This is a genomic window from Micromonospora sp. CPCC 205558 (assembly GCF_036902955.1).
Lineage (GTDB): Bacteria > Actinomycetota > Actinomycetes > Mycobacteriales > Micromonosporaceae > Micromonospora.
In genome coordinates, this window is sequence record NZ_JBAKHR010000011.1 from 70,022 (window position 1) to 89,992 (window position 19,971).

Genomic DNA, 19,971 nt, shown 5'->3' on the forward strand with positions numbered 1-19,971 from the left:
TCCTGTGGATAGCGCTGGACAGCGGCCTGGCCGCCTGTGGACAACGATCGACCAAGCGCGAGGATGCGGTCACGATTCGTGACCATGAGCCGCACCGTACTGCCCCGCCCCACCCTGCTGCCCGGCCTCAGCCGGCTCTGGCGGGACCGGCACACCCTCCAACTCGGCGTCGGCCCCGGGCCGGCCGTCCTCCTGGAGTTGGCCAACCCCCGCGCCGCCCACCTGCTCGACCTGCTCGACGGCACCCGCAGCGAGCGCACCGTGCTGGCCGAGGCGGCGACCGCCAAGGTCAACACCGACGACGCGCGCACCCTGCTCGACACACTGCACAGCGCCGGCCTGTTGGTGCCCGCGCACAGCCTGCTCCCCCGCGACCTGACCGGCCCGGTCCGTGCCCGGCTCGCGGCAGAGGCCGGCGCGCTGGCCCTGACCGCCGCCCGACTGCCCGGCACCCCGGCGCAGGTCCTGCGTCGGCGGCGGGCGTCCCGCGTCCTGCTCACCGGCCCCGGTGCGCTCGGCGGGCCGCTGACGGTGGCGTTGGCCCAGTCCGGCGTGGGGCAGGTGATTCCCCAGCTCACCGGCCCGGTACGCCCCGTCGATCTGATCGGCACGGGCATCCCCGCCACCGATCTTGGTCGCCCGTTGGCGCCTGCTGTGCGAGCCGCGGTCAACCGCGTCGCACCGGGCACCGGCACAAACCCGAGCCGCGCCGGGCGGATCGACCTGGTTATCCAGCTCGGCTCGGACCGGCCTCCCGCACTGCTCGCCGCCGGTCTCGCCCAGCGCCGGCAGCCGCACCTGCTGGTCACGCTCCGCGAAGGCGTACCGGTGATCGGGCCGTTGGTCCGCCCGCCCGCCGGCCCCTGCCTGCACTGCGTCGAGCTGCACCGGGCCGACCGCGACCCGGACTGGCCGCGGCTCGCCGCTCAACTCGCCGCCGCCGACCCGGCGGCCGCCGGAACGACCGGCACCCTGCTCGCCGCCTGCGGGTACGCGCTGGCCGAGGCACTGACGCAGCTGGACGGAGGCCATCCGGAGACGCTCGGTGGCGCCATGGAGATCACCGGTGCCGGCCATTTCCGTCGTCGGGGTTGGCCGCCACACCCGGCGTGTGGGTGCTCGCAGGGACGAGTGTCCGGACCAGCCCGGCCGCAGAGCAGCAGGGGTGCCCTCCGGTCGGTAACAATGACCGGGTGACCGACATCCCGCGCCGCGCCGTGTCCCGCACCGCCAAGCTCGCCGCCCTGCCGCTCGGCTTCGCCGGCCGGACCGTTCTCGGGATGGGAAAGCGCGTCACCGGGCTCGCCTCCGACGTGATCTCGGCAGAGATCCAGCAGCGCACCGCCGAGCAGCTGTTCAGCGTGCTGGGCCAGCTCAAGGGCGGGGCGATGAAGTTCGGCCAGGCGCTGTCGGTCTTCGAGGCGGCATTGCCGGAGGAGATTGCCGCGCCCTACCGGCAGGCGTTGACGAAGTTGCAGGAGGCTGCGCCACCGCTGCCGGCCGCCAGCGTGCACAAGGTGCTGGCCGAGCAGCTCGGCCCCGACTGGCGGGACCTGTTCGTCGAGTTCAACGACGTCCCCGCCGCCGCCGCGAGCATCGGCCAGGTGCACCGGGCGCGCTGGCGCGAGCCGGGGTTCGACGAGACGGGCGCACCGAACAGCCGCGACGTAGCGGTCAAGATCCAATATCCGGGGGCAGGTGACGCCCTGCTCGCCGACCTCAAGCAGCTCTCTCGACTGGGTGGGATGTTCCGTGCCATCCAGCCCGGCCTGGACGTCAAGCCGCTCCTGACCGAGCTGCGCGAACGGATCACCGAGGAGTTGGACTACGAGTTGGAGGCCGAGTCGCAGCGCGCCTTCGCCGCCGCGTACGCCGACGACCCGGAGATCTTCATCCCGGAAGTGGTAGACGCCTCGCCCCGGGTGCTGGTCACCGAGTGGGTGACGGGCACCCCGCTGGCCGACATCATCCGCGAGGGCACCGAGGAGGATCGGGACGAGGCCGGCCGGTTGATGGCCACCCTGCACCTGTCCGCGCCGCAGCGGGCTGGGCTGCTGCACGCCGACCCGCACCCGGGAAACTTTCGGCTGCTGCCCGACGGTCGGCTCGGGGTGATCGACTTCGGTGCGGTGGCCCGGATGCCGGAGGGCACTCCGGAGCCGATCGGTCGGATCGCCGCGATGGCCCTGCGCGGCAATGCCGACGAGGTGGTGGCGGGGCTGCGCTCGGAGGGGTTCATCGGCTCGGCCGAGGAGATCGACGCCGAGGGGGTGCTCGACTTCATGCGCCCCATGCTGGAACCCATCGCGGCGGACGGCTTCCGGTTCACCCGAGCCTGGCTACGGGCCGAGGCGGGTCGACTGGCCAGCCCTCGCTCCCCCACGTACCAGCTGAGCAGGCAGCTCAACCTGCCACCGTCGTACCTGCTGATCCACCGGGTGACACTCGGGTCGATCGGGGTGCTCTGCCAGTTGGAGGCGAAGGCTCCCTACCGGAGCATCCTGGAGCGCTGGCTGCCCGGCTTTGCTCCGGTCGCCTGACCGCGCCGAGTCCCGAGCCGCCTGACCGCGCCAAGGCTCGGGCGGCCTGACCGCGCCAAGGCTCGGACGCTTCACGACATGGGGAAGGGCGGGTGCCGGTCGGCACCCGCCCTTCCCCAGTGGGGTGGTACTAGAGAACGCCCAGGTCGCGGGCCGCCTGGTTGCGGCCGGTCATGGCGACGGTACGGGCGGATCGGGTTGCCTCAGTGCTCGTGGTGGTACGACCGGCCTGAGGCCGCCGCATTCGAGCCCGGGTCAACGCTTCGTGGAGTAGTTGCATCTCGAAGGCCCCACTCGGAATGTTCAACATCGTTTTCTCACTCACTGCCGGTGTGCCACCGGCGTAGTTGGAACTGGTCGGGAACATGTCAGGCTGCCAGCCGGACCGCGCCACGCACCTCGGACAGCCCACTGGCCGCCAGGCGCGCCTCGGCCTCGACCCGAAGCGCAGCGTCACGGGCGACGTCTTCCTTACGCGGACGGCCACGGGGCCGCTTACGCGGGACAACCGCGCCACGCTCGAAGATCTCGCCGCCCCAGACGCCCCACGGCTCCGCTCGCTCAACGGCTCCGGCCAGGCACTCGACGCGCAGCGGGCAGTCCCCGCAGAGCGACTTGGCCAGCTCGAGCTCGGTGGGCGAGTCGGAGAACCACAGGTCGGGGTCGAACTTCCGGCAGGGCAGGTTCGCCTCCATCTCGACGCTCATGTCGAGGGGGGCCAACGCCAGACTCATCTCCCGGTCACCTCTCTCTCACTTCGATCTCGTGGATCGCATTCCGACGTACTTACGGCGGGCAAAAAACTGAGGCCGCGGATCCCGGTAAGCGGGTTCCGCGGCCTCGAGGTGAGCCGGAGTCTGATGGTCAGACCGGTCTACCTCGAGGTGGAACGCCGCGGACATCCATACGCTTCTTGACGTCATTGATGCCCATGCCCGTGGTGCCACTGGTCCCCTCGACTCCGGTGGGCGCGACGGTCAGGATCAGCTCGGCCTGAACCTGGTGCACCTGCGGAACCGACGGTCGTGCGGCCGCAAGGGCCACCCGGACAGCCGACAGCGGAGCGTGGACAGACGGCATCGCCGTCAGACGCTCATAGGTGAAGATCTCCACAGGTGCCACCTCCCTCACGTTCCTCGAATCGACTGGACCGACCCCGTGAGCAGCCGGAATGGCGCCGCTCGCGTGGTGTGTCCTGAGGCTATTCCTCGCGCCGGGGCGAGGGCAAACGAATTTACGACGAGATTTCGAAAGTTTTCTCCGGGCAGACATCGTCCACCCCGGCACCAGCCACGAGCGCCAGCACCGACTCCCCGTAGAGGCCCAACTTGCGCGGGCCGATACCGGCGATGGCGATCAGTTCCTCCGACCGGCCCGGTCGCCGCTCGGCCAACGCGATCAGCGTCGCGTCGGTGAAGACCACGTACGCCGGGACCTTCTGCGCACCGGCCACCCGTTGCCGCCACTCCCGCAGCCGTTCGTGCAGCTCATCGTCGATGTCGGACGGGCAGGTGGGGCAGCGACCGAGCTTGCGGTCCGGGCCGGCGAGCAGGGTGGCGCCGCAGATCCGGCAGGAGACGATCTGGGTTCGCCGCCGCTCGGGACGGCGGGCCGGACCGGTGCCGCCGGTCGCCCGTTCGGTGCCGCCGGAGCGGTCCAGCTGGGGCAGGAACCGAGACGGCCGCCGGGCCCGTCCGCCCGGCGAGCGCGCGGTCGCGTACGACAGCCAGAGCCACTCCCGGGCGCGGGTGATCCCGACGTAGAGCAGCCGGCGCTCCTCCTCAACCTGCTCGACGGTCTTGGCGTACGTGGTGGGCAGGGTGCCCTCGGCGAGGCCGACCAGGAAGACCGCGTCCCACTCCAGCCCCTTCGCCGAGTGCAGGGACGCCAGCGTCACCCCGTCCACCGTCGGCACGTGCTGCTGGGCGGCCCGACGCGCCAACTCCTCGGTGAAGTCGGAGAGGGTGACCGGGCGCTCCACCGAGGCGGCCTCGCCGATCGGCACGACCTCGGGGGTGGCCGCGTACTCCTCGGCGAGCTGGACCAGCGCGGACAGCGCCTCCCATCGCTCGCGGGCGGCGCCACCGGCCGGGGGCGCGTCCGGGGCCCAGCCGACGGCGGTGAGCGCCTCGACGACGGCGGCCGGCAATGGTGTCTCCCCCGGGATGGAGCGGGTGGCGGCACGCAACGCGACCATCGCCTGGCGCACCTCGGCCCGTTCGAAGAACCGCTCCGCGCCCTGCACGACGTACGGCACAGCGGCCTCGGTGAGCGCCTTCTCGTACGCCTCGGACTGCGCGTTGACGCGGAACAGCACGGCGATCTCCTTCGCCGGCGTGCCCGCGTCGATCAGCGACCGGCAGCGCGCGGCCACCGCGTTCGCCTCCGCCGGCTCGTCGGTGAAGATCCGCAGATCCGGTTCGGGGCCGGGTGGGCGTTGCCCGCTCAACTCCAGCCGCAGCCGTGCCTCGGTGCCCCGGGCCTGGGAGATCACCGCGTTGGCCAGCCCGACCACCTGGGGGGTGGAGCGGTAGTCACGGACCAACCGGACCACTGTCGCGCGGCGGTGTCGGCGAGGGAAGTCGACCAGGTACGCGGAGGTCGCCCCGGTGAACGAGTAGATCGTCTGGCTGGCGTCCCCGACCACGGTCAGGTCGTCCCGGCCGCCCAGCCAGGCGTCCAGCAGCCGTTGCTGGAGGGGGTTGACGTCCTGGTACTCGTCGACCACGAAATGCCGGTACTGGCCGCGAACCTGCTCGCCGACGTCCGGGTGCTCCTCGATGCCCCACACCGCGGCCCGCAGCATGTCCTCGAAGTCGATCACACCGTTCGAGCGCTTGAGCTGCTCGTACGCGGTGAACACGTCGGCCACCTTCGCCGGCTCGTGGGGTGTGTCGCGCAGCGCCCGGGCCGCGGCCACCACGTAGTCCGCCGGTTCGACCAGCGACGACTTCGCCCACTCGATCTCGCCGGCCAGGTCGCGGGCGGCGGCCCGGTCGGTACGCAGACCGACCCGGGCGGCGGCGAGCGTGACCAGTCGCACCTTGCTGTCGAGCAGTTCGGGCATGGCGCGACCGGCCAGCAGCCGGGGCGCGAAGTACCGCACCTGGCGCAGCGCGGCCGCGTGGAAGGTCCGCGCCTGGACACCTTGCGCCCCGAGCAGAGTGAGACGGTGTCGCATTTCGGCGGCGGCACGGGCGGTGAAGGTGACCGCGAGCACGTGCCGGGGGGAGATCTCCCCGGAGAGCGCCCGGTGGGCGATTCGGGAGGTGATCGCCCGGGTCTTGCCCGTGCCGGCGCCGGCCAGGATGCAGACCGGGCCGGCGGGTGCGGTCACGGCGGAGCGTTGCTCCGGGTCCAGCCCGGCGAGCACCTGTTCCGACGCTGAGTGAACCACCACAACCAGGAATCATCTCAGCTCCTCCCAGCGTTGCAGCGAACAGCCTCGGCTTGATCCGCAAGCCGCGGCCGGAGGAGTTGGAGGATCCGACCATGCTGACGATGTATTCCACCCCCTGGTGCGGCTACTGCCACCGGCTGAAGTCGCAGCTTGACCGGGAGGGCATCGGGTACGAGGTGGTCGACATCGAGCAGGACCCGAAGGCCGCGGAGTTCGTGATGAGTGTCAACGGCGGCAACCAGACGGTGCCGACGCTGCGCTTCGCCGACGGCAGCGCCCTGACGAATCCCTCGATCACTCAGGTCAAGCAGCACCTGGAAACCCTCAACGTCTGATCTCCCGGTTCATTCTCGGTGCGCGGCCGCCCCACCCGGGGCGGCCGCTCGTCGTGGATCGGTGGGTGCTGGAAGTCCGGGTCGGTCGGCGTCCTCGGCCGGTCGGCGAGGCGCCGGGAGCGTCGGGCGGGTGGGCGGCGTCGGCGGGCGGGCCCCGGTCGGCGCGCTCAGATGCCGACCCCGCCACAGGTAGCTGCCGGCGGCCAGGGTGGCCACCCCGACCAGCGCGAACAACAGCCGGTAGTCCAGGAACCCGACCAGCAGGGCACCCGCCCCAATGGAGAACGCCTGTGGCCCGCTGACCACCGCCTGGGTGGCCGCGGCGACCCGGCCGACCAGCTCGGGCGGGGTGCGGCGCTGGATCAGCGTGTGCAACCCCACCATCGTCAGTGGGAGCGAGACCCCGGCCAGCAGCACCGCCGCGAACCCGAGCCGCAGATCGGGGTACGCGAGCGCGAGCGCGGCCGGAGAGAAGAAGGCGACCCCGGCGGCCAGCGTGCCGACCTCTCCGAGCCGGCGGACCAACGTCGGTGAGCAGAGCCCGCCGAGCAACCCACCCACGCCCTGCACGGTGACCAGCACACCCACGAACGCGGCATCCCGGTTCAGCCCCTGGTCCACGTAGGCGAAGATGAGCGACTCACTGAAGCCCATCACCAGTGAGCCGAGCCCGTAACCGAGCAGGGCCCGTCGCAGGGCCGGCTCGCGGGCCAGGTGCCGCAGGCCGGCGCCCAGCTCGGCCGGCCACCGCAGCCGTACGGCCGGCGGCACCTGTCGCGGGGTGGGCAGCGCGGTCACCACCGCCGCCGCGGTCAGAAATCCGACCATGCCGATTCCGGCCAGCGCCCACCCGCCGAGCGCCGCGTAGAGCGCCGCGCCCATCAGCGGGCCGACCAGTCGTATCCCCTGGCGTACGGTCTGGAGCACGCCGTTCGCCTCGGCCAGCAGCTCGACCGGCACCAACTCGCGGATGAGCCCGCTGAGCGCCGCGCCGAGCGTGATGGACGAGAGTCCGTACAGGGCGGCCACCAGGTAGACGACCCAGACGTCGCCCGAGTCGTGGACGGTGAACAGCGGGGTGAGCAGGGCGGCGGTCACCACGTTCGCGGCCACGAAGAACGGTCGGCGCGGGTAGCGGTCGACGACCCAGCCGACCAGCGGCGCCAGCGTCATCGGCGCGATGACCGCGAAGATCGTGGCACCGGCCAACCCGTTCGAGCCGGTCAGATCCTTGACCCAGATCGCGAGTGCGAGCAGCAGGATCGACTCGGCGGTCATGCTGGCCAGCAGGCCGCCGAAGAGCAGGCGGAAGTCGGGTCGGCGCAGGATCGTGCGCATGGGTCCCTCCGGCGGGATGGCGTGCCCAGGTGGGCGAAGTCGACTGGCCGCGACCTCGGGTCCGTCGCCGTTCGGCATTCCCGTGGTCCGATTTTCGCAAGACACGCCCTCGCCGGAACCTCCGACACCGGTCGCGCCGTCCATACTGACCGTGGGGGGCGAATTTCATACAGTTACCGTCGCGTCTGCGGCGGTCGACGGGAAAGAGGACACTGTGCCTCCTGCCGCACCCAGCCCGATCCTGCGTCGTCGCCGGTTGGGCATCGAGCTGCGCCGCCTGCGTGAGGCTGCGGGCCTCACCGGCGATCAGGTAATCGAGCGTATCGGTTGGGCCTCCGCGTCCAAACTGTCCCGCCTGGAGAACGGCCGCAGCCGACCGGACCCGCAGGACGTCGGCGACCTGCTCGACCTCTACGGTGCCGACCAGGCGCTGCACGACGAGTTGCTGGGCATCACCAACGAAGCCGGCGACATGCGCGGCTGGTTGAAGAACTTCCCGGTGATGACGCAGCAACAGCGCGGCTGGGCCGAGCTGGAGGCGGGCTGCGCGGAGATCTCCGAGTACAACCCGGTGCTGGTGCCGGGCCTGTTGCAGACCCCCGGGTACGCCCAGCTCCGGATCGTGTCGGCCCGCCAGGTGAACGCGGGCGCGGGCGAGCCGGAGCCCGGCGACGAGCCGGAGACCGAGGTGCAGGCGCGGCTGGCCCGCCAGTCGCTGCTCACCCGGGAGCCGCACGCTCCCCGCTACACCGCCGTGTTGGAGGAGGCGGCTCTCGGCCGCCGGGCCGGGCCGCCGGAGGTCCTGCACGAGCAACTGCTCCAACTCTGCGAGCTGGCCCTGCTGCCGAACGTGACCCTGCACGTGCTGCTCCGGGACACCCAGATCGGCGATTGGTACCTTCCGCCGACCGCTTTCTCGGTCTATCGGTTCGCCGATCCCCTCGATCCGGAGACATTGGCCATCGAAGGTGGCTTCACCGACGTCATGTCGACCGAGTCAATCACGCTAAATCGCTATAAAGTGGTGTTCGAGTGGCTATGCACGGCGGCACTTGACGCCTCGGACACCCTCTCCTGGCTGATCGAGGCGACGGGACGGCTGACCGAGGCGACGCCCCCATCCACAGTGGCGTTCGGGCCGGCAACGGCGCCGACCCAACGCCGCCAGGGTTCGGGGCGACTGACGGAACGGTGATCCACGGGGGACCCTCCGCCAGAACGTGCAGCACCACTCGTCCCATCGGATCGCTGCACATCAGGAGCAGAACCATGAACGACATCCGCAACACGCCGTCCGTCTCCGCCCACTCGTTGGCGGACGCCCCGTGGCGTACCAGCACCCGCAGCCAGACCTCCAACTGTGTGGAGGTCGCACCGCTCGCCACCGGCCCGTCGGCCGTCGCCCTGCGCGACAGCAAGGACCGAGGCGGCCCGGTGCTGCTGTTCAACCGCGCGGGTTGGCTCGGTTTCATCACCGGAGCGAAGAAGGGCCAGTTCGATCTGAACTGATCCGGTGACCGGGCACGGGGCCGTCGGCACACTGCCGGCGGCCCCGTCGTCGTGCACCGCCGACCCCGGCGCTCGAACAACCCGCCAACCCCGCTGAGCAGCCCTCGGCCAATCGGACGAGGCTCGAAACCGATAGGCGCGTTTCAGTTGCTGGGACGAACACGGGGCGTAACATGGCCCTCGGATACGTGGAACTTCCACACAGGCTCATCCGTCGCGGTTCATCCGGAGACCCTCATGCGGTTCCTGATCGTTCGCACCGACATCCGCGCCGTCGCCGACGGGGACATCGCCGCCGCCTGGGCGGACGGCCACCGACTTCGCGACGAGACGACCGCGCCCGAGCCGCGGCGGCAGATCGTGCACGCCGAGGACCGGGACGCCGCACTGCTGCTGGCCCGTGCCCTGGCCACTGTGGGCGCGGTCCGCGCCGGCAAGCAGCGGGTCAAGGTCCTGCCGCTGATCGAACCGCGGCCCGCCTTCCGACACAGACCGGGCCGCATCGGCACCTGATCCCACAGGTCGTCCGTCGTGGTCGGACCGGCTCCCCCGCCGCGTTACTCGCACCCACCGACCACGACGGCCCGTGTTCCCGGCCCGTGACCGTCGCGGCAACGGCGGCCACGGGCCGGGACCGTGCTCAGCTGCCGGCGTCGACCCAGCCGTCCAGCCAGCGGTGAATGAGGAACAACGCGATCGACGACGGCGGCGGCAGAATCAGTCGGGCCCCATCACCCACGTCCACCGTCTGCCCGGCCAACGCCGCCCCGATCTCCCGCCGGGAAAACCACCGGGCGTACGCGATCTCGGACGGGTCGACCCGCACCGGCTCCGACGGGTTCGCGGTGGCCAGGAAGCCCAGCATCAGCGAGCCGGGGAACGGCCAGGCCTGGCTGCCCACGTACCCGATGCGCTCGACCCCGATGCCCACCTCCTCGCGGACCTCACGCAACACGGCCGCCTCCGCCGACTCGCCCGGCTCCACGTAGCCAGCCAGACAGGAGTAGCGGCGACCACCGCCGGGGGTGCCCGGCCAGCTGGCGTTGTTGCCGAGCAGGCAGCGGCCGTCCGGGCCGTCCACGCCGTCGTGAACCAGCACGATCATCGCCGGGTCGGTACGCGGCCAGATCCGCCCGCCATTGCGGTCCACCCGGGACCAACCGGCCTCGTCCATCGCGGTCGGCGCCCCGGTGCTCGTCGAGTAGCCGTGCCGGGTGTGCCAGTTGACCAGTGCCAGCGCGGTGGTGAAGATGCCGGCCTCCCGGTCGGCGAGCAGGTGACCCACCTCGCGGAGGTGCACCGCCCGGGTCCCCGGGATCGCCGGCAGCGGCGCGTCGACCGCGAAGACCGGCACCCCGTCCGGCTCGACACCCAGGAACATCGCCATCGACTCGGACCCGGCGGGCACGTCACCCGCCCCGAACAGCACCAACGTCGGAGGCGACGTCTCGGCGCGGACCAGCGTCCGACCCTCGTCGGTCGAATCGAGCAGCAACACCCGAGCGCGCAACCACGCCTCGGTCAGCCACTGCGCGTCGCCCCGCCGGTGTGCCGCCCGATCAAGCGTGGACCGCGCCAACGGCGGCGCCGCCTCCCCGCTCACGCCAACGCTCCGCTGCGCCCCGCGTCGGCCGGAGACGGCACGCCGCTGAACCCCAGGGCTCGCTCGCTCATGCCTGTCGCTCGGTGTTGACAGTGGTCAGCGCGGCCAGCCCCGGGGTGACCCGCTCGGCGTCGCCGAGCACCACGATCGCCGCCCGAGCCGGTGCCAGGTAGCGGGCCGCCGCCTGCGCGACGTCCTCGATACTGGCCTTCGCCAACCTCGCCGCGTACTCGGCGAGGAAGTCCAGGCGCAGCCCATTGCCCGCGTACGCGCTGGTCAACGCCGCCAACCCGGCCTGGGTGGACATGCCGAGCTGGAGGGTGCCCAGGGCGTACTGCCGGGCCTGCTCCAATTCCTCGGGCTTCGGTGGCAGCGACGCCAAACGACCCAGCTCGTACGTCGTCTCCAGCAGCGCCGGACCGGTGACCTCGGTGGCCACGTCGGCGGCGGCGACCAGCACCGACCCGGCGACGGAGTGCTCGATCACCGAGTGCGGGCCGTACGTGTAGCCCTTGTCCTCGCGGATGTTCTCCACCCATCGGGAGGAGAAGTAGCCGCCGAAGATCAGGTTGGCCAGTTGCAGCGGGGCATGGTCCGGGTCGGTGCGCGACACCGCCGGAAGCGCGATCCGCAGCGAGGACTGCACCGAGCCCGGCCGGTCGACCAGCAGCAGCGGCCCCGGCTCCAACGGCGGAGTCGCCGGCAGTTCGGCCGTACGCCCGGCACCCGACCAGCCGCCCAGTGCCCGCTCGGCCGCGTCCAACGCCTTCTCCGGCTGCACGTCGCCGACCAGCACCAACTGCGCGCCGGTCGGGTGGACCCGCTCCGAGTGCAGGGTGCGCAGCGCCGCCGGTCGGACGGCACGGATCTGGTCGGGCTCGGGCGTCTGCGTCGCGTAGGGGTGCCGGCCGTAGATCCGCTTGAGCAGCGCCTCCCGGGCCAGGTGCGCCGGTTGACTCTGCGCCACCTGGATCCGGTCGACCAGCCGGTCCCGTTCGGTGGCCACCTCGTCGCTCGGGTAGCTGGCGCCGGTCAGCACCTCGGCCAGCAGCTCCAGCATCCGGTCCAGACCGGTGACCAGGCCGGCGCCGGAGAGCATCAGCCGGTCCGGGTCGACGCCCGCGGAGAGCCCGCCGCCCACCTTCTGCAACTCGGCGGCGATCTGCACGCTGGTCATCGACTCGGTGCCGGAGAGCATGGTCTGCGAGAGCATCGCGCCGCGGGCCAGGTGCACCCGGCCGAACGGCACCCAGAGCCGCAGTTCGACCAGGGGCACGGCGGGCCGGCGTACGGCGATCACGGTGAGACCGTTGCGCAGCGTCCGCTCGGCCTGCTTGGGCACCTTGAGCTTGCGGGTCGGCCCCAACGGAGGCAGCGTGCGCGGCCCAGCAGGAGCGGTGGTGACAGTCATCGGGCGCCTCCGGCAATGACCTCGATGGCGGCCCGGCGCTCCGGGCGCAGGGTGGCTGCGGCGGCCCGGACCTGCTCCTCGGTGACCTCGCCGACCAGCCGGGGCAACTCGTTGAGCAGGCCCGGTTCGCCGCGTTGCTGCTCCAGCACGGCCATCCGCAGCGCCCGACCGAGCACCGCGTCGGTGTCCCGCAGCAGGTGCGTCGCCATCCGGGCCTGGGTGCGGGCCAGCTCACCGTCGGTCAGCCCGTCGGTGGCCAGCCGGTCCAGCTCCTCGTCAACGGTGCGCAGCACCTTGTCCACATCACCACCGGGCGGCAGGTGCGCCTGCAACAGCAGCGCGGTGGGGTCGCGAACGTCGAACGGGTCGCCCATGAAACCGAGGTATCCGCCAAGGCTGGTCACCGTGCGGTCCCGCTGCACCAGCCGCTCGACCAGCCGCGACGCGTCGCCGTCGGTGAGCACCTCGGCCAGCACCACGTACGGCAGGTAGCCGGCGAAGTCGGTGACCGGGTCGGGCACCCGCCAGGCGCCGGCCACCGCGGGCAGCGGCGCCAGAGCATCGGTGTACGAGGTGCGCCGCTCGGCGCTCAGGTCGGGCTCGGTGAAGTCGGGCCGTTGCGGTGCCGGTCGGGCCGGCACGTCGCCGAAGTGCCGGGTGACCAGTTCGGTCGCCTCGGCCACGTCGATGTCGCCGCTGACGGCCAGCACGGCGTTGCCGCTGGCGTAGTAACGGCGGAAGAAGTCCGCGGCGTCGGCGACGGTCGCCGACTCCAGATCGTCGAAGGAGCCGTAGCCGTCGTGGGCGTTCGGGAAGGTGTCGAACATGACCGGTGGCAGGGTCAACCAGGGGAAGCCGCCGTACGGCCGGTTGAGGACGTTGACCCGGATCTCCTCCTTGACCACGTCGACCTGGTTGCGCAGGTTCTCCTCGGTCAGCCGGGGGCCGCGCATCCGGTCCGCCTCCAGGAACAGCGCGCGTTCCAGCGCGTTGCTCGGCAGCGTCTCGAAGTAGTCGGTGTAGTCCAGGTGGGTGGAGCCGTTGAAGGTGCCGCCCGCGCCCTGCACATGCCGGAAGTGGGCCAGCTTCTCCAGGCTCTCCGAGCCTTGGAACATCAGGTGCTCGAAGAGGTGGGCGAAGCCGGTGCGCCCCTCCGGCTCCGAGCGGATGCCGACGTCGTAGACCACCGCCACCCCGATCACCGGGGCACTGCGATCGGGGGTGAGCACCACCCGCAGGCCGTTGTCGAGGGTGAACCGCTCGACCGGATACTTCGTCGCTGGAATTCTGGATCTCCGCGCCGCCACGGAGTCGACCCTAGCGCGTCGACACCGTCGCCACCCGCGACCTTCCCGGAGCCGCCGCGACCGGGGCCGTCACCAGGGGCAACACCTCGGCGCCAACCCGCTCGGCCTCCTCGCGGTGCGGCCAGCCGGAGAGGATGAACTCGTCGACGCCGAGCGCGGCGTACTCGTCGATTCGGGCCGCGACCTCGGCGTAGCTGCCGACCAGCGCGGTGCCGGCGCCCTCGCGGACCAGGCCGACGCCGGCCCAGAGGTTCGGTGCGACGGTGAGCCCGTCGGTGCGGCCGGCGTTCAGCGCGGCCATCCGGGCCTGACCCACCGAGTCCATCCGGCGGAACCGGGCCTGGGCGGCGGCGATCCGCTCCGGGCTCATGCCGGCCAGCAGCCGGTCGGCCTCGGCCCACGCCTCGGCGCTGGTCGGCCGGGCGATGACGTGCAGTCGCAGGCCGGTGCGCAGGGTGCGGCCCTGTTCGGCGGCGAGCGCCCGGACCCGGGCGACCCGGGCCGCGATCGACGCTGGCGGTTCACCCCACATCAGGTACACGTCGGCCTGTTGGGCGGCCACCATCTCGGCGGCCGGGGACGCGCCGCCGAAGTAGACCGGCGGCGGCGCGGCGAGCGGGGTGGCCAGGCCCCCGCCGTCGACCCGGTAGTGCGCTCCGGCGTAGTCGAACGGCCGGCCGGCCCAGGCGCGGCGAAGCACCTCGACGAACTCAGCGGTGCGCGCGTATCGGTCGTCGTGCCCGAGGAAGTCGCCGTACGCCCGCTGCTCGGCCGGGTCGCCGCCGGTGACGATGTTGAGCGACAACCGACCGGCCGAGATGGATTGGAACGCCTCGGCCTGCTGGGCGATCAGGGTGGGCAGCGCGAAGCCGGCCCGGACCGCGACCAGCATGCCGAGCCGTTCGGTGTGCTGGGCCACCGCCGCACAGACGATCCACGGGTCGGGGCAGCCGGCGCCCACCGGCGTGAGCACGGCGGTGAACCCGTTCGCCTCGGCGGCCCGGCCGACCTCGGCCAGATAGGCCACCGTCGCGGCCCGGTCGTGCCTCGCGGCCCCCGCGGTGACGGTGGCGGCACCGACCTGGTCGCCGTCGCCGGAGGTGGGCAGGAACCAGTGGAAGGTCATCGCGATGTCGCCTCTCTGCCGGTCACCGAATGCCGATTACCCTAGCAAGCTGGTAGGAAATACCGACATAACTGAGACGCGCCATCCCGCCATGTGGATGGGCCTTGACGCTGACCGCGGCCTGGCCCACTCTTCCTACCAACTAAGTAGGAATACTGCGGATTGGATGGACGATGAGACGGCTCCCCCTGCGCCGGTTGGTCACCCTGGCCACCCTCGCCGCCCTCGGCGCGGCGACCCTGGGCAGCACCGCCGCGTGCGGCGACGACAGCGAGGGCGCGGGCGGCAGCTCCGGCCCGGTGACGTTGCGCCTCGGCTACTTCCCCAACATCACCCACGCGCCGGCGGTCGTCGGTGTGGAGAAGGGCATCTTCGCGGAGAAGCTCGGCAGCAACGTCAAGTTGGACCCGAAGACCTTCAACGCCGGCCCGTCAGCGATCGAGGCGGTCTTCTCCGGCGCGCTGGACGCCACCTACATCGGCCCGAACCCGACTGTGAACGCCTTCTCCAAGTCCAAGGGGGAGGCCGTCCGGGTCATCTCCGGCGCGGCCTCCGGCGGCGTGGCCCTGGTGGTCAAGCCCAACATCACCGGGGTGCAGGACCTCAAGGGCAAGAAGATCGCCACCCCGCAGCTGGGCAACACCCAGGACGTGGCGATCCGCTACTGGCTCAAGCAGCAGGGCCTCAAGACCACCAAGGAGGGTGGCGGCGACGTCAAGATCGTGCCGCAGGAGAACGCGCAGACGATCGAGACGTTCAACAGCGGCACGATCGACGGCGCCTGGGTGCCGGAGCCGTTCGTCTCCCGCCTGGTCAACGCCGGCGGCAAGGTGCTCGTCGACGAGCGCGACCTGTGGCCGGACAAGAAGTTCGTCATCACCAACCTGCTGGTGAGCACGAAGTTCCTCAAGGCACACCCGGACGTGGTGCAGAAGCTGGTCGACGGCCAGGTGGCCGCCAACGAGTTCGTCAACAGCAAGCCGGACGAGGCGCAGCAGGCCATCTCCGACGCGATCGGCAAGATCACCGGCAAGCCGCTGGACCTGAAGCTGATCAAGCAGGCGTGGCCGACGTTGGAGTTCACCAACGACCCGATCACCTCCTCCCTCAAGGCCGGGCTCGACCACGCCGTCGACGTCGGCCTGACCGAGCCGGTGGACCTCAACGGCCTGTACGACCTCAAGTACCTCAACAACGCGCTCAAGGCGCAGGGGAAGCCCGAGGTCGTCCAGCCATGACGTCGACCACGACGACGCCGAAGAGCGCGACCACCGCGGTCGCGCTCTCCGGCGTGACAAAGGTGTACGGACGCGGGGCGAACGCTGTCCTGGCCCTGGACGGTGTGTCGCTCGACGTCGCACCCGGCGAGTTCGTCTGCCTGGTCGGCGCGTCCGGCTGCGGCAAGAGCACGCTGCTCAACCTGGTGGCCGGGCTGGACCGGGTCAGCGGTGGGCAGATCACCCTGGCCGGCGACGCCAACCCGGGCCTGATGTTCCAGGAGCCGGCGCTCTTTCCGTGGCTGACAGTCGACGCCAACGTGGAGGTGCCCCTCAAGCTGCGCCGACTGCCCCGGGCCCGACGCCGCGAGCGGGTGGCCGAGCTGCTGCGGACGGTGCACCTGGCCGACTTCGGCCGCAAACGCCCACACGAGCTCTCCGGCGGGATGCGGCAGCGCGTCGCGCTGGCCCGCACGCTGGCCCTGGACACCCCGGTGTTGCTGATGGACGAGCCGTTCGGCGCGCTGGACGCGATGACCCGGGACATCCTGCACGACGAGCTGGAACGGATCTGGTCCGAGCGCAACCTCTCGGTGCTCTTCGTGACGCACAACGTCCGCGAGGCGGCCCGGCTGGCCGACCGGATCATCCTGCTCTCCAGCCGACCCGGTCGGATCATCTACTCCACCGAGGTGAACATCCCGCGCCCGCGCCGGATCGACTCCCCCGAGGTCGCCGCCATCGCCGCCGAGGTCACCGAGCGGCTCCGTACGGAGGTGGGCCGCCATGGCCAGTGACACCCTCACCAGTTCGGCGCGTACCGACGCGGAGATCACCGGCCTCGACGCGCTGGAGATCGCCGGTCGGGACAAGGAGGTCTCCCGGGGTGCCCGGATCTGGGCGGCCACCTGGCCCAAGCTCGCCGCGCTCGCCATCGCCATCGCCGCCTGGCAGCTCGTGGTCCTCTCGGGTTGGAAGCCGCCGTACTCGTTGCCCGGCCCGCTGGAGGTCGGCCGCGAGCTGATGGCCCAGGCCCAGGGCCCACAGCTCTGGGAGGGCCTGGTCACCACGCTGCGCCGGGCCGCCCTCGGGTACGTCTTCTCAGTCGCCGTCGGTCTGCTGCTCGGCCTCGCGGTGGCCCGATCCACTGTGCTGCGCGCCGCCATCGGCTCGATGATCACCGCGCTGCAGACCATGCCGTCGATCGCCTGGTTCCCGCTGGCCATCCTGCTCTTCGAGCTGAGCGAGAAGGCGATCTTCTTCGTGGTGGTGCTCGGTGCGGCACCCTCCATCGCCAACGGGGTGATCTCCGGTGTGGACTACGTGCCGCCGCTGCTGCTGCGCGCCGGCCGCAACCTCGGTGCCCGGGGGCTCAACCTCTACCGGTACGTCATCGCACCGGCCGCCCTGCCGGCGATCGTGGCCGGGCTCAAGCAGGGCTGGGCATTCTCCTGGCGCAGCCTGATGGCGGGTGAGCTGCTCGTGGTCGGCATCTCGCAGACCTCGCTCGGTGCCCAGCTCACGTACTCCCGCGAGTTGTCCGACGCACCCTGGCTGCTCTCCACGATGATCGTCATCCTGGTCGTCGGCCTGGTCGTGGACGCCGCGTTCGGCGCGGCGGACAAGGCGATCCGACGCCGCTGGGGCGTACTGGACCAGGCTGGTCAGTGACGTGTTCGTCTCCGCGCGCAGCGACTACGCGCTCCGGGCGATGCTCGCCGTCGCCGCCGCTGCCAGTCGTGGCGGCGACGGCGACGGCGACGGCGACAAGGTCGGCGAGTTGGTGAAGGCGGCCAGCCTGGCCGAGGTGCAGGACATCCCGCTCAGCTTCCTGCAGGGCATCCTGCTCGACCTGCGCCGGGCCGGTCTGCTGCACAGCCATCGCGGCGCCGACGGCGGGTACGCGCTGACCCGCCCAGCCGACGAGATCACCGTCGGCGACGTGCTGCGCGCGGTCGGCGGCTCACTCACCACGGTGCGTGGCCTGCCGGCCGAGCGGGCCGGCTACCACGGGGTGGCCGCCGGGCTCACCGACGTCTGGCTGGCGGTGCACGGGGCGATCGCCACTGTCGTGGACAGCACCACCCTGGCCAACCTGCTCACCCACGCCCCGAGTGCGGTCAGCACCGACGCACCGCTCGCATGATCGCGTTCGATCATTGATGTAGTGGCCTCGTCCGCGTGGTGAGGGACCTACTTCCTGGGTCGAGCGCGATCTTGGGCTCGTGCGTCGTGCTCGAGCACACCGAGGAGGGTGCTAAGGCGATGTGGTCGGGCCGGTGCCCCGCCGGCCCGACCACACCTCGTACCGATCCTGACCGGGCCTGCCCCTCCGCCGGCGCCGGTAGGCCGGTCGCCGCTCAGCCCACGTGTGTGGCCGCCGGGCCGGAGCCCGGGCCTCCAGGACTGTGCAGCTCCACCAGACCGGCAGGAGCATTACCCGCCGGGGTGGCATGCCAGGGCGCGAAGGCCGCAACCATGGCGAGCAACAACCCGGCGAGCGCGACCGCGACCACCAGGATCAGTTCACGCAGTGCGCCCGAGCCGACTTCGCCCGCCATGGTCACCCCTCCCGTGCCGGGCCCCCCGCCCGACTTCCCCCCGTCGGTCAGCCTCGACCACGACCGGCCGGGGCGCAGTCGGCCAGCCGACCCAGCGGAGGCTGATTACCGACTCAGAAATGTGGTCCGTCCGGCGCGGCCGGTGGGCCGGTCGGGCGGCACCGACGGCCGACCGGCCCGGAACACCGCACAGACGAAACCGACCCGCCCCGCCGAAGCGGGACGGGTCGGTCGACGCGCAGAAGATCAGACGGTACGGGGGCGACGCGGGCGACGGGAGCGCCCCGACGCGCGGTGCGCCGGGCGGGCTCCGCCGTCGGCCGCCGAACCGCCAGAGGTACGCGCCCGAGAGGCGGGCGCCGGCGGCGCGACGATGGTCACCGGCACACCGGACGGCTCACGGGCACCGGTCACCCGGGCCAACGCCCCGTCACCCGGGCGCACCTGGACCGACTCGGGCCGGATGCCGGCGGTCGCCATCAGCCGGGACACGTCCCGGCGCTGCTCCGGCAGGACCAGGGTGACAACGGAACCGGACTCGCCGGCCCGGGCGGTACGGCCGCCCCGGTGCAGGTAGTCCTTCGCCTCGGTCGGCGGGTCCACGTTGACCACCATGTCCAGGCCATCCACGTGGATGCCCCGGGCCGCCACGTCGGTGGCGACCAGAGCGGTCACCTGACCGTTGCGGAACTGCTCCAGGATCCGGGTGCGCTGCGGCTGGGACTTGCCGCCGTGCAGCGCGGCAGCGCGTACGCCCTTGGAGAGCAGTTGGCGGGCCAGCCGGTCGGCGCGGTGCTTGGTGCCCATGAACAGGATGGTGCGGCCCTCGCGGGCGGCGATCCGGGTCAGCGCGTCGGGCTTGTCGACCGCGTCGACGTGCAGCACGTGATGGGTCATCGCGGTGACCGTGGCGGTGCCCGGGTCGACCGAGTGGGTGACCGGGTTGCTCAGGAAGCGGCGGACCAGCCGGTCCACGCCACCGTCCAGCGTCGCGGAGAAGAGCATCCGCTGCCCCTGCGGCGCGACCTGCTCCAGCAGCTTGGTGACCTGCGGCAGGAAACCCATGTCGGCCATCTGGTCGGCCTCGTCGAGCACGGTGATCTCGACCTGGTCGAGCCGGGCGTCGCCACGGTTGATCAGGTCGTGCAGCCGGCCGGGGGTGGCGACAACCACCTCGGCGCCGGCGCGCAGGGCGTCCGCCTGGCGCTGCAACGACAGCCCGCCGACGACGGTGGCGCAGCGCAACCCGAGCGCGCGGGCGTACGGGGCCAGGGCGGTGGTGACCTGCTGGGCCAGCTCACGGGTCGGCACCAGCACCAGGGCCAGCGGACGTCCCGGGCGGGCCTTGCGGCCAGCGGTACGCGAGAGCAGCGGAAGCCCGAAGGCGAGAGTCTTGCCGGAGCCGGTGCGGCCCCGTCCGAGCACGTCCCGGCCGGCGAGCGAGTCGGGCAGCGTCGCCGACTGGATCGGGAACGGCTCGGTGATGCCCTGCGCGGTCAGCGCGGTGAGCAGCGCCGGCGCCAGACCGGTATGAGCGAACGAGGGAACAACTGTGGTCATGCGGAAGCCTTCCTCGACGCGGCACGTGTCGAGGGAGGGCGCCGAAGTCGGCGCTGTCACCAGC

General features: G+C 71.7%; 20 protein-coding genes. 10 read left to right on the forward strand and 10 right to left on the reverse strand.

The features are described 5' to 3' along the window. The first annotated feature begins 84 nt into the window (after positions 1–84). Positions 85–1,197 (forward strand): TOMM precursor leader peptide-binding protein, encoded by a 1,113-nt coding sequence (locus tag V6U86_RS15235; RefSeq protein WP_334503543.1) that lies wholly within the window; start codon positions 85–87, stop codon positions 1,195–1,197. Continuing rightward, positions 1,194–2,540 (forward strand): ABC1 kinase family protein, encoded by a 1,347-nt coding sequence (locus V6U86_RS15240; RefSeq protein WP_334503545.1) that lies wholly within the window; start codon positions 1,194–1,196, stop codon positions 2,538–2,540. Before V6U86_RS15235 ends, V6U86_RS15240 begins: the two co-directional genes overlap by 4 nt. A 368-nt stretch (positions 2,541–2,908) precedes the next feature. On the opposite strand, the gene V6U86_RS15245 is transcribed toward V6U86_RS15240, so the two are convergent. From V6U86_RS15245 to V6U86_RS15255, 3 genes are all read right to left on the reverse strand, one after another. Continuing rightward, the gene (locus tag V6U86_RS15245) at positions 2,909–3,274 is read right to left on the reverse strand and encodes a WhiB family transcriptional regulator (protein ID WP_030337583.1); all 366 of its coding nucleotides are present in this window, start codon (positions 3,272–3,274) and stop codon (positions 2,909–2,911) included. Positions 3,275–3,404: 130 nt separating this feature from the next. Beyond that, positions 3,405–3,653, reverse strand: a complete 249-nt coding sequence (locus V6U86_RS15250) for a hypothetical protein (protein ID WP_334503549.1) — start codon at positions 3,651–3,653, stop codon at positions 3,405–3,407. Positions 3,654–3,774: 121 nt separating this feature from the next. Continuing rightward, complete coding sequence (locus tag V6U86_RS15255) at positions 3,775–5,940, reverse strand: ATP-dependent DNA helicase UvrD2 (RefSeq protein WP_334503551.1); 2,166 nt, start codon at positions 5,938–5,940, stop codon at positions 3,775–3,777. A 92-nt stretch (positions 5,941–6,032) separates the two neighbouring features. On the opposite strand from V6U86_RS15255, the gene V6U86_RS15260 reads away from it, so the two are divergent. Next, complete coding sequence (locus V6U86_RS15260; RefSeq protein WP_334503553.1) at positions 6,033–6,275, forward strand: mycoredoxin; 243 nt, start codon at positions 6,033–6,035, stop codon at positions 6,273–6,275. Between the two features lie 9 nt (positions 6,276–6,284). On the opposite strand, the gene V6U86_RS15265 is transcribed toward V6U86_RS15260, so the two are convergent. Next, complete coding sequence (locus V6U86_RS15265; RefSeq protein WP_334503555.1) at positions 6,285–7,613, reverse strand: MFS transporter; 1,329 nt, start codon at positions 7,611–7,613, stop codon at positions 6,285–6,287. 214 nt (positions 7,614–7,827) lie between these two features. Here V6U86_RS15265 and V6U86_RS15270 point away from each other — a divergent pair, with 214 nt between their 5' ends. From V6U86_RS15270 to V6U86_RS15280, 3 genes are all read left to right on the forward strand, one after another. Continuing rightward, positions 7,828–8,808 (forward strand): helix-turn-helix domain-containing protein, encoded by a 981-nt coding sequence (locus V6U86_RS15270; protein ID WP_334503557.1) that lies wholly within the window; start codon positions 7,828–7,830, stop codon positions 8,806–8,808. Between the two features lie 74 nt (positions 8,809–8,882). Beyond that, the gene (locus tag V6U86_RS15275) at positions 8,883–9,122 is read left to right on the forward strand and encodes a DUF397 domain-containing protein (protein ID WP_030337575.1); all 240 of its coding nucleotides are present in this window, start codon (positions 8,883–8,885) and stop codon (positions 9,120–9,122) included. A gap of 237 nt (positions 9,123–9,359) precedes the next feature. Next, a complete protein-coding gene (locus V6U86_RS15280; protein ID WP_196929638.1) occupies positions 9,360–9,635 on the forward strand; it encodes a hypothetical protein in 276 nt (91 codons plus the stop codon). Positions 9,636–9,762: 127 nt separating this feature from the next. Here V6U86_RS15280 and nudC read toward each other — a convergent pair whose 3' ends face one another. The 4 genes from nudC to V6U86_RS15300 form a co-directional block, all read right to left on the reverse strand. After that, complete coding sequence (nudC, locus tag V6U86_RS15285) at positions 9,763–10,725, reverse strand: NAD(+) diphosphatase (RefSeq protein ID WP_334503562.1); 963 nt, start codon at positions 10,723–10,725, stop codon at positions 9,763–9,765. A 67-nt stretch (positions 10,726–10,792) separates the two neighbouring features. After that, positions 10,793–12,136: a M16 family metallopeptidase gene (locus V6U86_RS15290; RefSeq protein ID WP_334503564.1), complete on the reverse strand. Its 1,344-nt coding sequence runs from the start codon at positions 12,134–12,136 to the stop codon at positions 10,793–10,795. Then, on the reverse strand, positions 12,133–13,443 hold the full coding sequence (locus V6U86_RS15295) for a M16 family metallopeptidase (RefSeq protein WP_334503566.1): 1,311 nt from the start codon (positions 13,441–13,443) through the stop codon (positions 12,133–12,135). Before V6U86_RS15295 ends, V6U86_RS15290 begins: the two co-directional genes overlap by 4 nt. 10 nt (positions 13,444–13,453) lie before the next feature. Further along, positions 13,454–14,569 carry an LLM class flavin-dependent oxidoreductase gene (locus tag V6U86_RS15300; protein ID WP_334503568.1) on the reverse strand — a complete coding sequence of 372 codons (1,116 nt, stop codon included), beginning with the start codon at positions 14,567–14,569 and terminating at the stop codon, positions 13,454–13,456. Between the two features lie 173 nt (positions 14,570–14,742). Between V6U86_RS15300 and V6U86_RS15305 the strand changes: the two genes are divergently transcribed. Genes V6U86_RS15305 through V6U86_RS15320 form a run of 4 tightly spaced genes read left to right on the forward strand, consistent with a single transcriptional unit; the run spans position 14,743 to position 17,932 of the window. Next, positions 14,743–15,807, forward strand: coding sequence for an ABC transporter substrate-binding protein (locus V6U86_RS15305; RefSeq protein WP_334503570.1), 1,065 nt, complete (start codon positions 14,743–14,745; stop codon positions 15,805–15,807). Beyond that, positions 15,804–16,583, forward strand: coding sequence for an ABC transporter ATP-binding protein (locus V6U86_RS15310; RefSeq protein WP_334503572.1), 780 nt, complete (start codon positions 15,804–15,806; stop codon positions 16,581–16,583). Before V6U86_RS15305 ends, V6U86_RS15310 begins: the two co-directional genes overlap by 4 nt. Continuing rightward, positions 16,573–17,457: an ABC transporter permease gene (locus V6U86_RS15315; RefSeq protein WP_334503573.1), complete on the forward strand. Its 885-nt coding sequence runs from the start codon at positions 16,573–16,575 to the stop codon at positions 17,455–17,457. Before V6U86_RS15310 ends, V6U86_RS15315 begins: the two co-directional genes overlap by 11 nt. Before the next feature lies 1 nt (position 17,458). Further along, positions 17,459–17,932: an RrF2 family transcriptional regulator gene (locus V6U86_RS15320; protein WP_334503576.1), complete on the forward strand. Its 474-nt coding sequence runs from the start codon at positions 17,459–17,461 to the stop codon at positions 17,930–17,932. A 214-nt stretch (positions 17,933–18,146) separates the two neighbouring features. Here the strand turns inward: V6U86_RS15320 and V6U86_RS15325 are convergent, their stop codons facing one another. Further along, complete coding sequence (locus tag V6U86_RS15325; RefSeq protein WP_334503578.1) at positions 18,147–18,347, reverse strand: hypothetical protein; 201 nt, start codon at positions 18,345–18,347, stop codon at positions 18,147–18,149. 246 nt (positions 18,348–18,593) lie between these two features. Next, positions 18,594–19,907, reverse strand: a complete 1,314-nt coding sequence (locus tag V6U86_RS15330) for a DEAD/DEAH box helicase (RefSeq protein WP_334503580.1) — start codon at positions 19,905–19,907, stop codon at positions 18,594–18,596. Positions 19,908–19,971 lie beyond the last annotated feature (64 nt).

Excerpts from the sequence above, each read along its gene's own strand:
- V6U86_RS15235 (WP_334503543.1), top strand. The coding sequence starts at position 85 with ATGAGCCGCACCGTACTGCCCCGCCCCACCCTGCTGCCCGGCCTCAGC.
- V6U86_RS15245 (WP_030337583.1), bottom strand. The coding sequence starts at position 3,274 with ATGAGTCTGGCGTTGGCCCCCCTCGACATGAGCGTCGAGATGGAGGCG.
- V6U86_RS15260 (WP_334503553.1), top strand. The coding sequence starts at position 6,033 with ATGCTGACGATGTATTCCACCCCCTGGTGCGGCTACTGCCACCGGCTG.
- V6U86_RS15265 (WP_334503555.1), bottom strand. The coding sequence starts at position 7,613 with ATGCGCACGATCCTGCGCCGACCCGACTTCCGCCTGCTCTTCGGCGGC.
- V6U86_RS15275 (WP_030337575.1), top strand. The coding sequence starts at position 8,883 with ATGAACGACATCCGCAACACGCCGTCCGTCTCCGCCCACTCGTTGGCG.
- V6U86_RS15280 (WP_196929638.1), top strand. The coding sequence starts at position 9,360 with ATGCGGTTCCTGATCGTTCGCACCGACATCCGCGCCGTCGCCGACGGG.
- V6U86_RS15290 (WP_334503564.1), bottom strand. The coding sequence starts at position 12,136 with ATGACTGTCACCACCGCTCCTGCTGGGCCGCGCACGCTGCCTCCGTTG.
- V6U86_RS15300 (WP_334503568.1), bottom strand. The coding sequence starts at position 14,569 with ATGACCTTCCACTGGTTCCTGCCCACCTCCGGCGACGGCGACCAGGTC.
- V6U86_RS15305 (WP_334503570.1), top strand. The coding sequence starts at position 14,743 with ATGAGACGGCTCCCCCTGCGCCGGTTGGTCACCCTGGCCACCCTCGCC.
- V6U86_RS15310 (WP_334503572.1), top strand. The coding sequence starts at position 15,804 with ATGACGTCGACCACGACGACGCCGAAGAGCGCGACCACCGCGGTCGCG.
- V6U86_RS15315 (WP_334503573.1), top strand. The coding sequence starts at position 16,573 with ATGGCCAGTGACACCCTCACCAGTTCGGCGCGTACCGACGCGGAGATC.
- V6U86_RS15325 (WP_334503578.1), bottom strand. The coding sequence starts at position 18,347 with ATGGCGGGCGAAGTCGGCTCGGGCGCACTGCGTGAACTGATCCTGGTG.
- V6U86_RS15330 (WP_334503580.1), bottom strand. The coding sequence starts at position 19,907 with ATGACCACAGTTGTTCCCTCGTTCGCTCATACCGGTCTGGCGCCGGCG.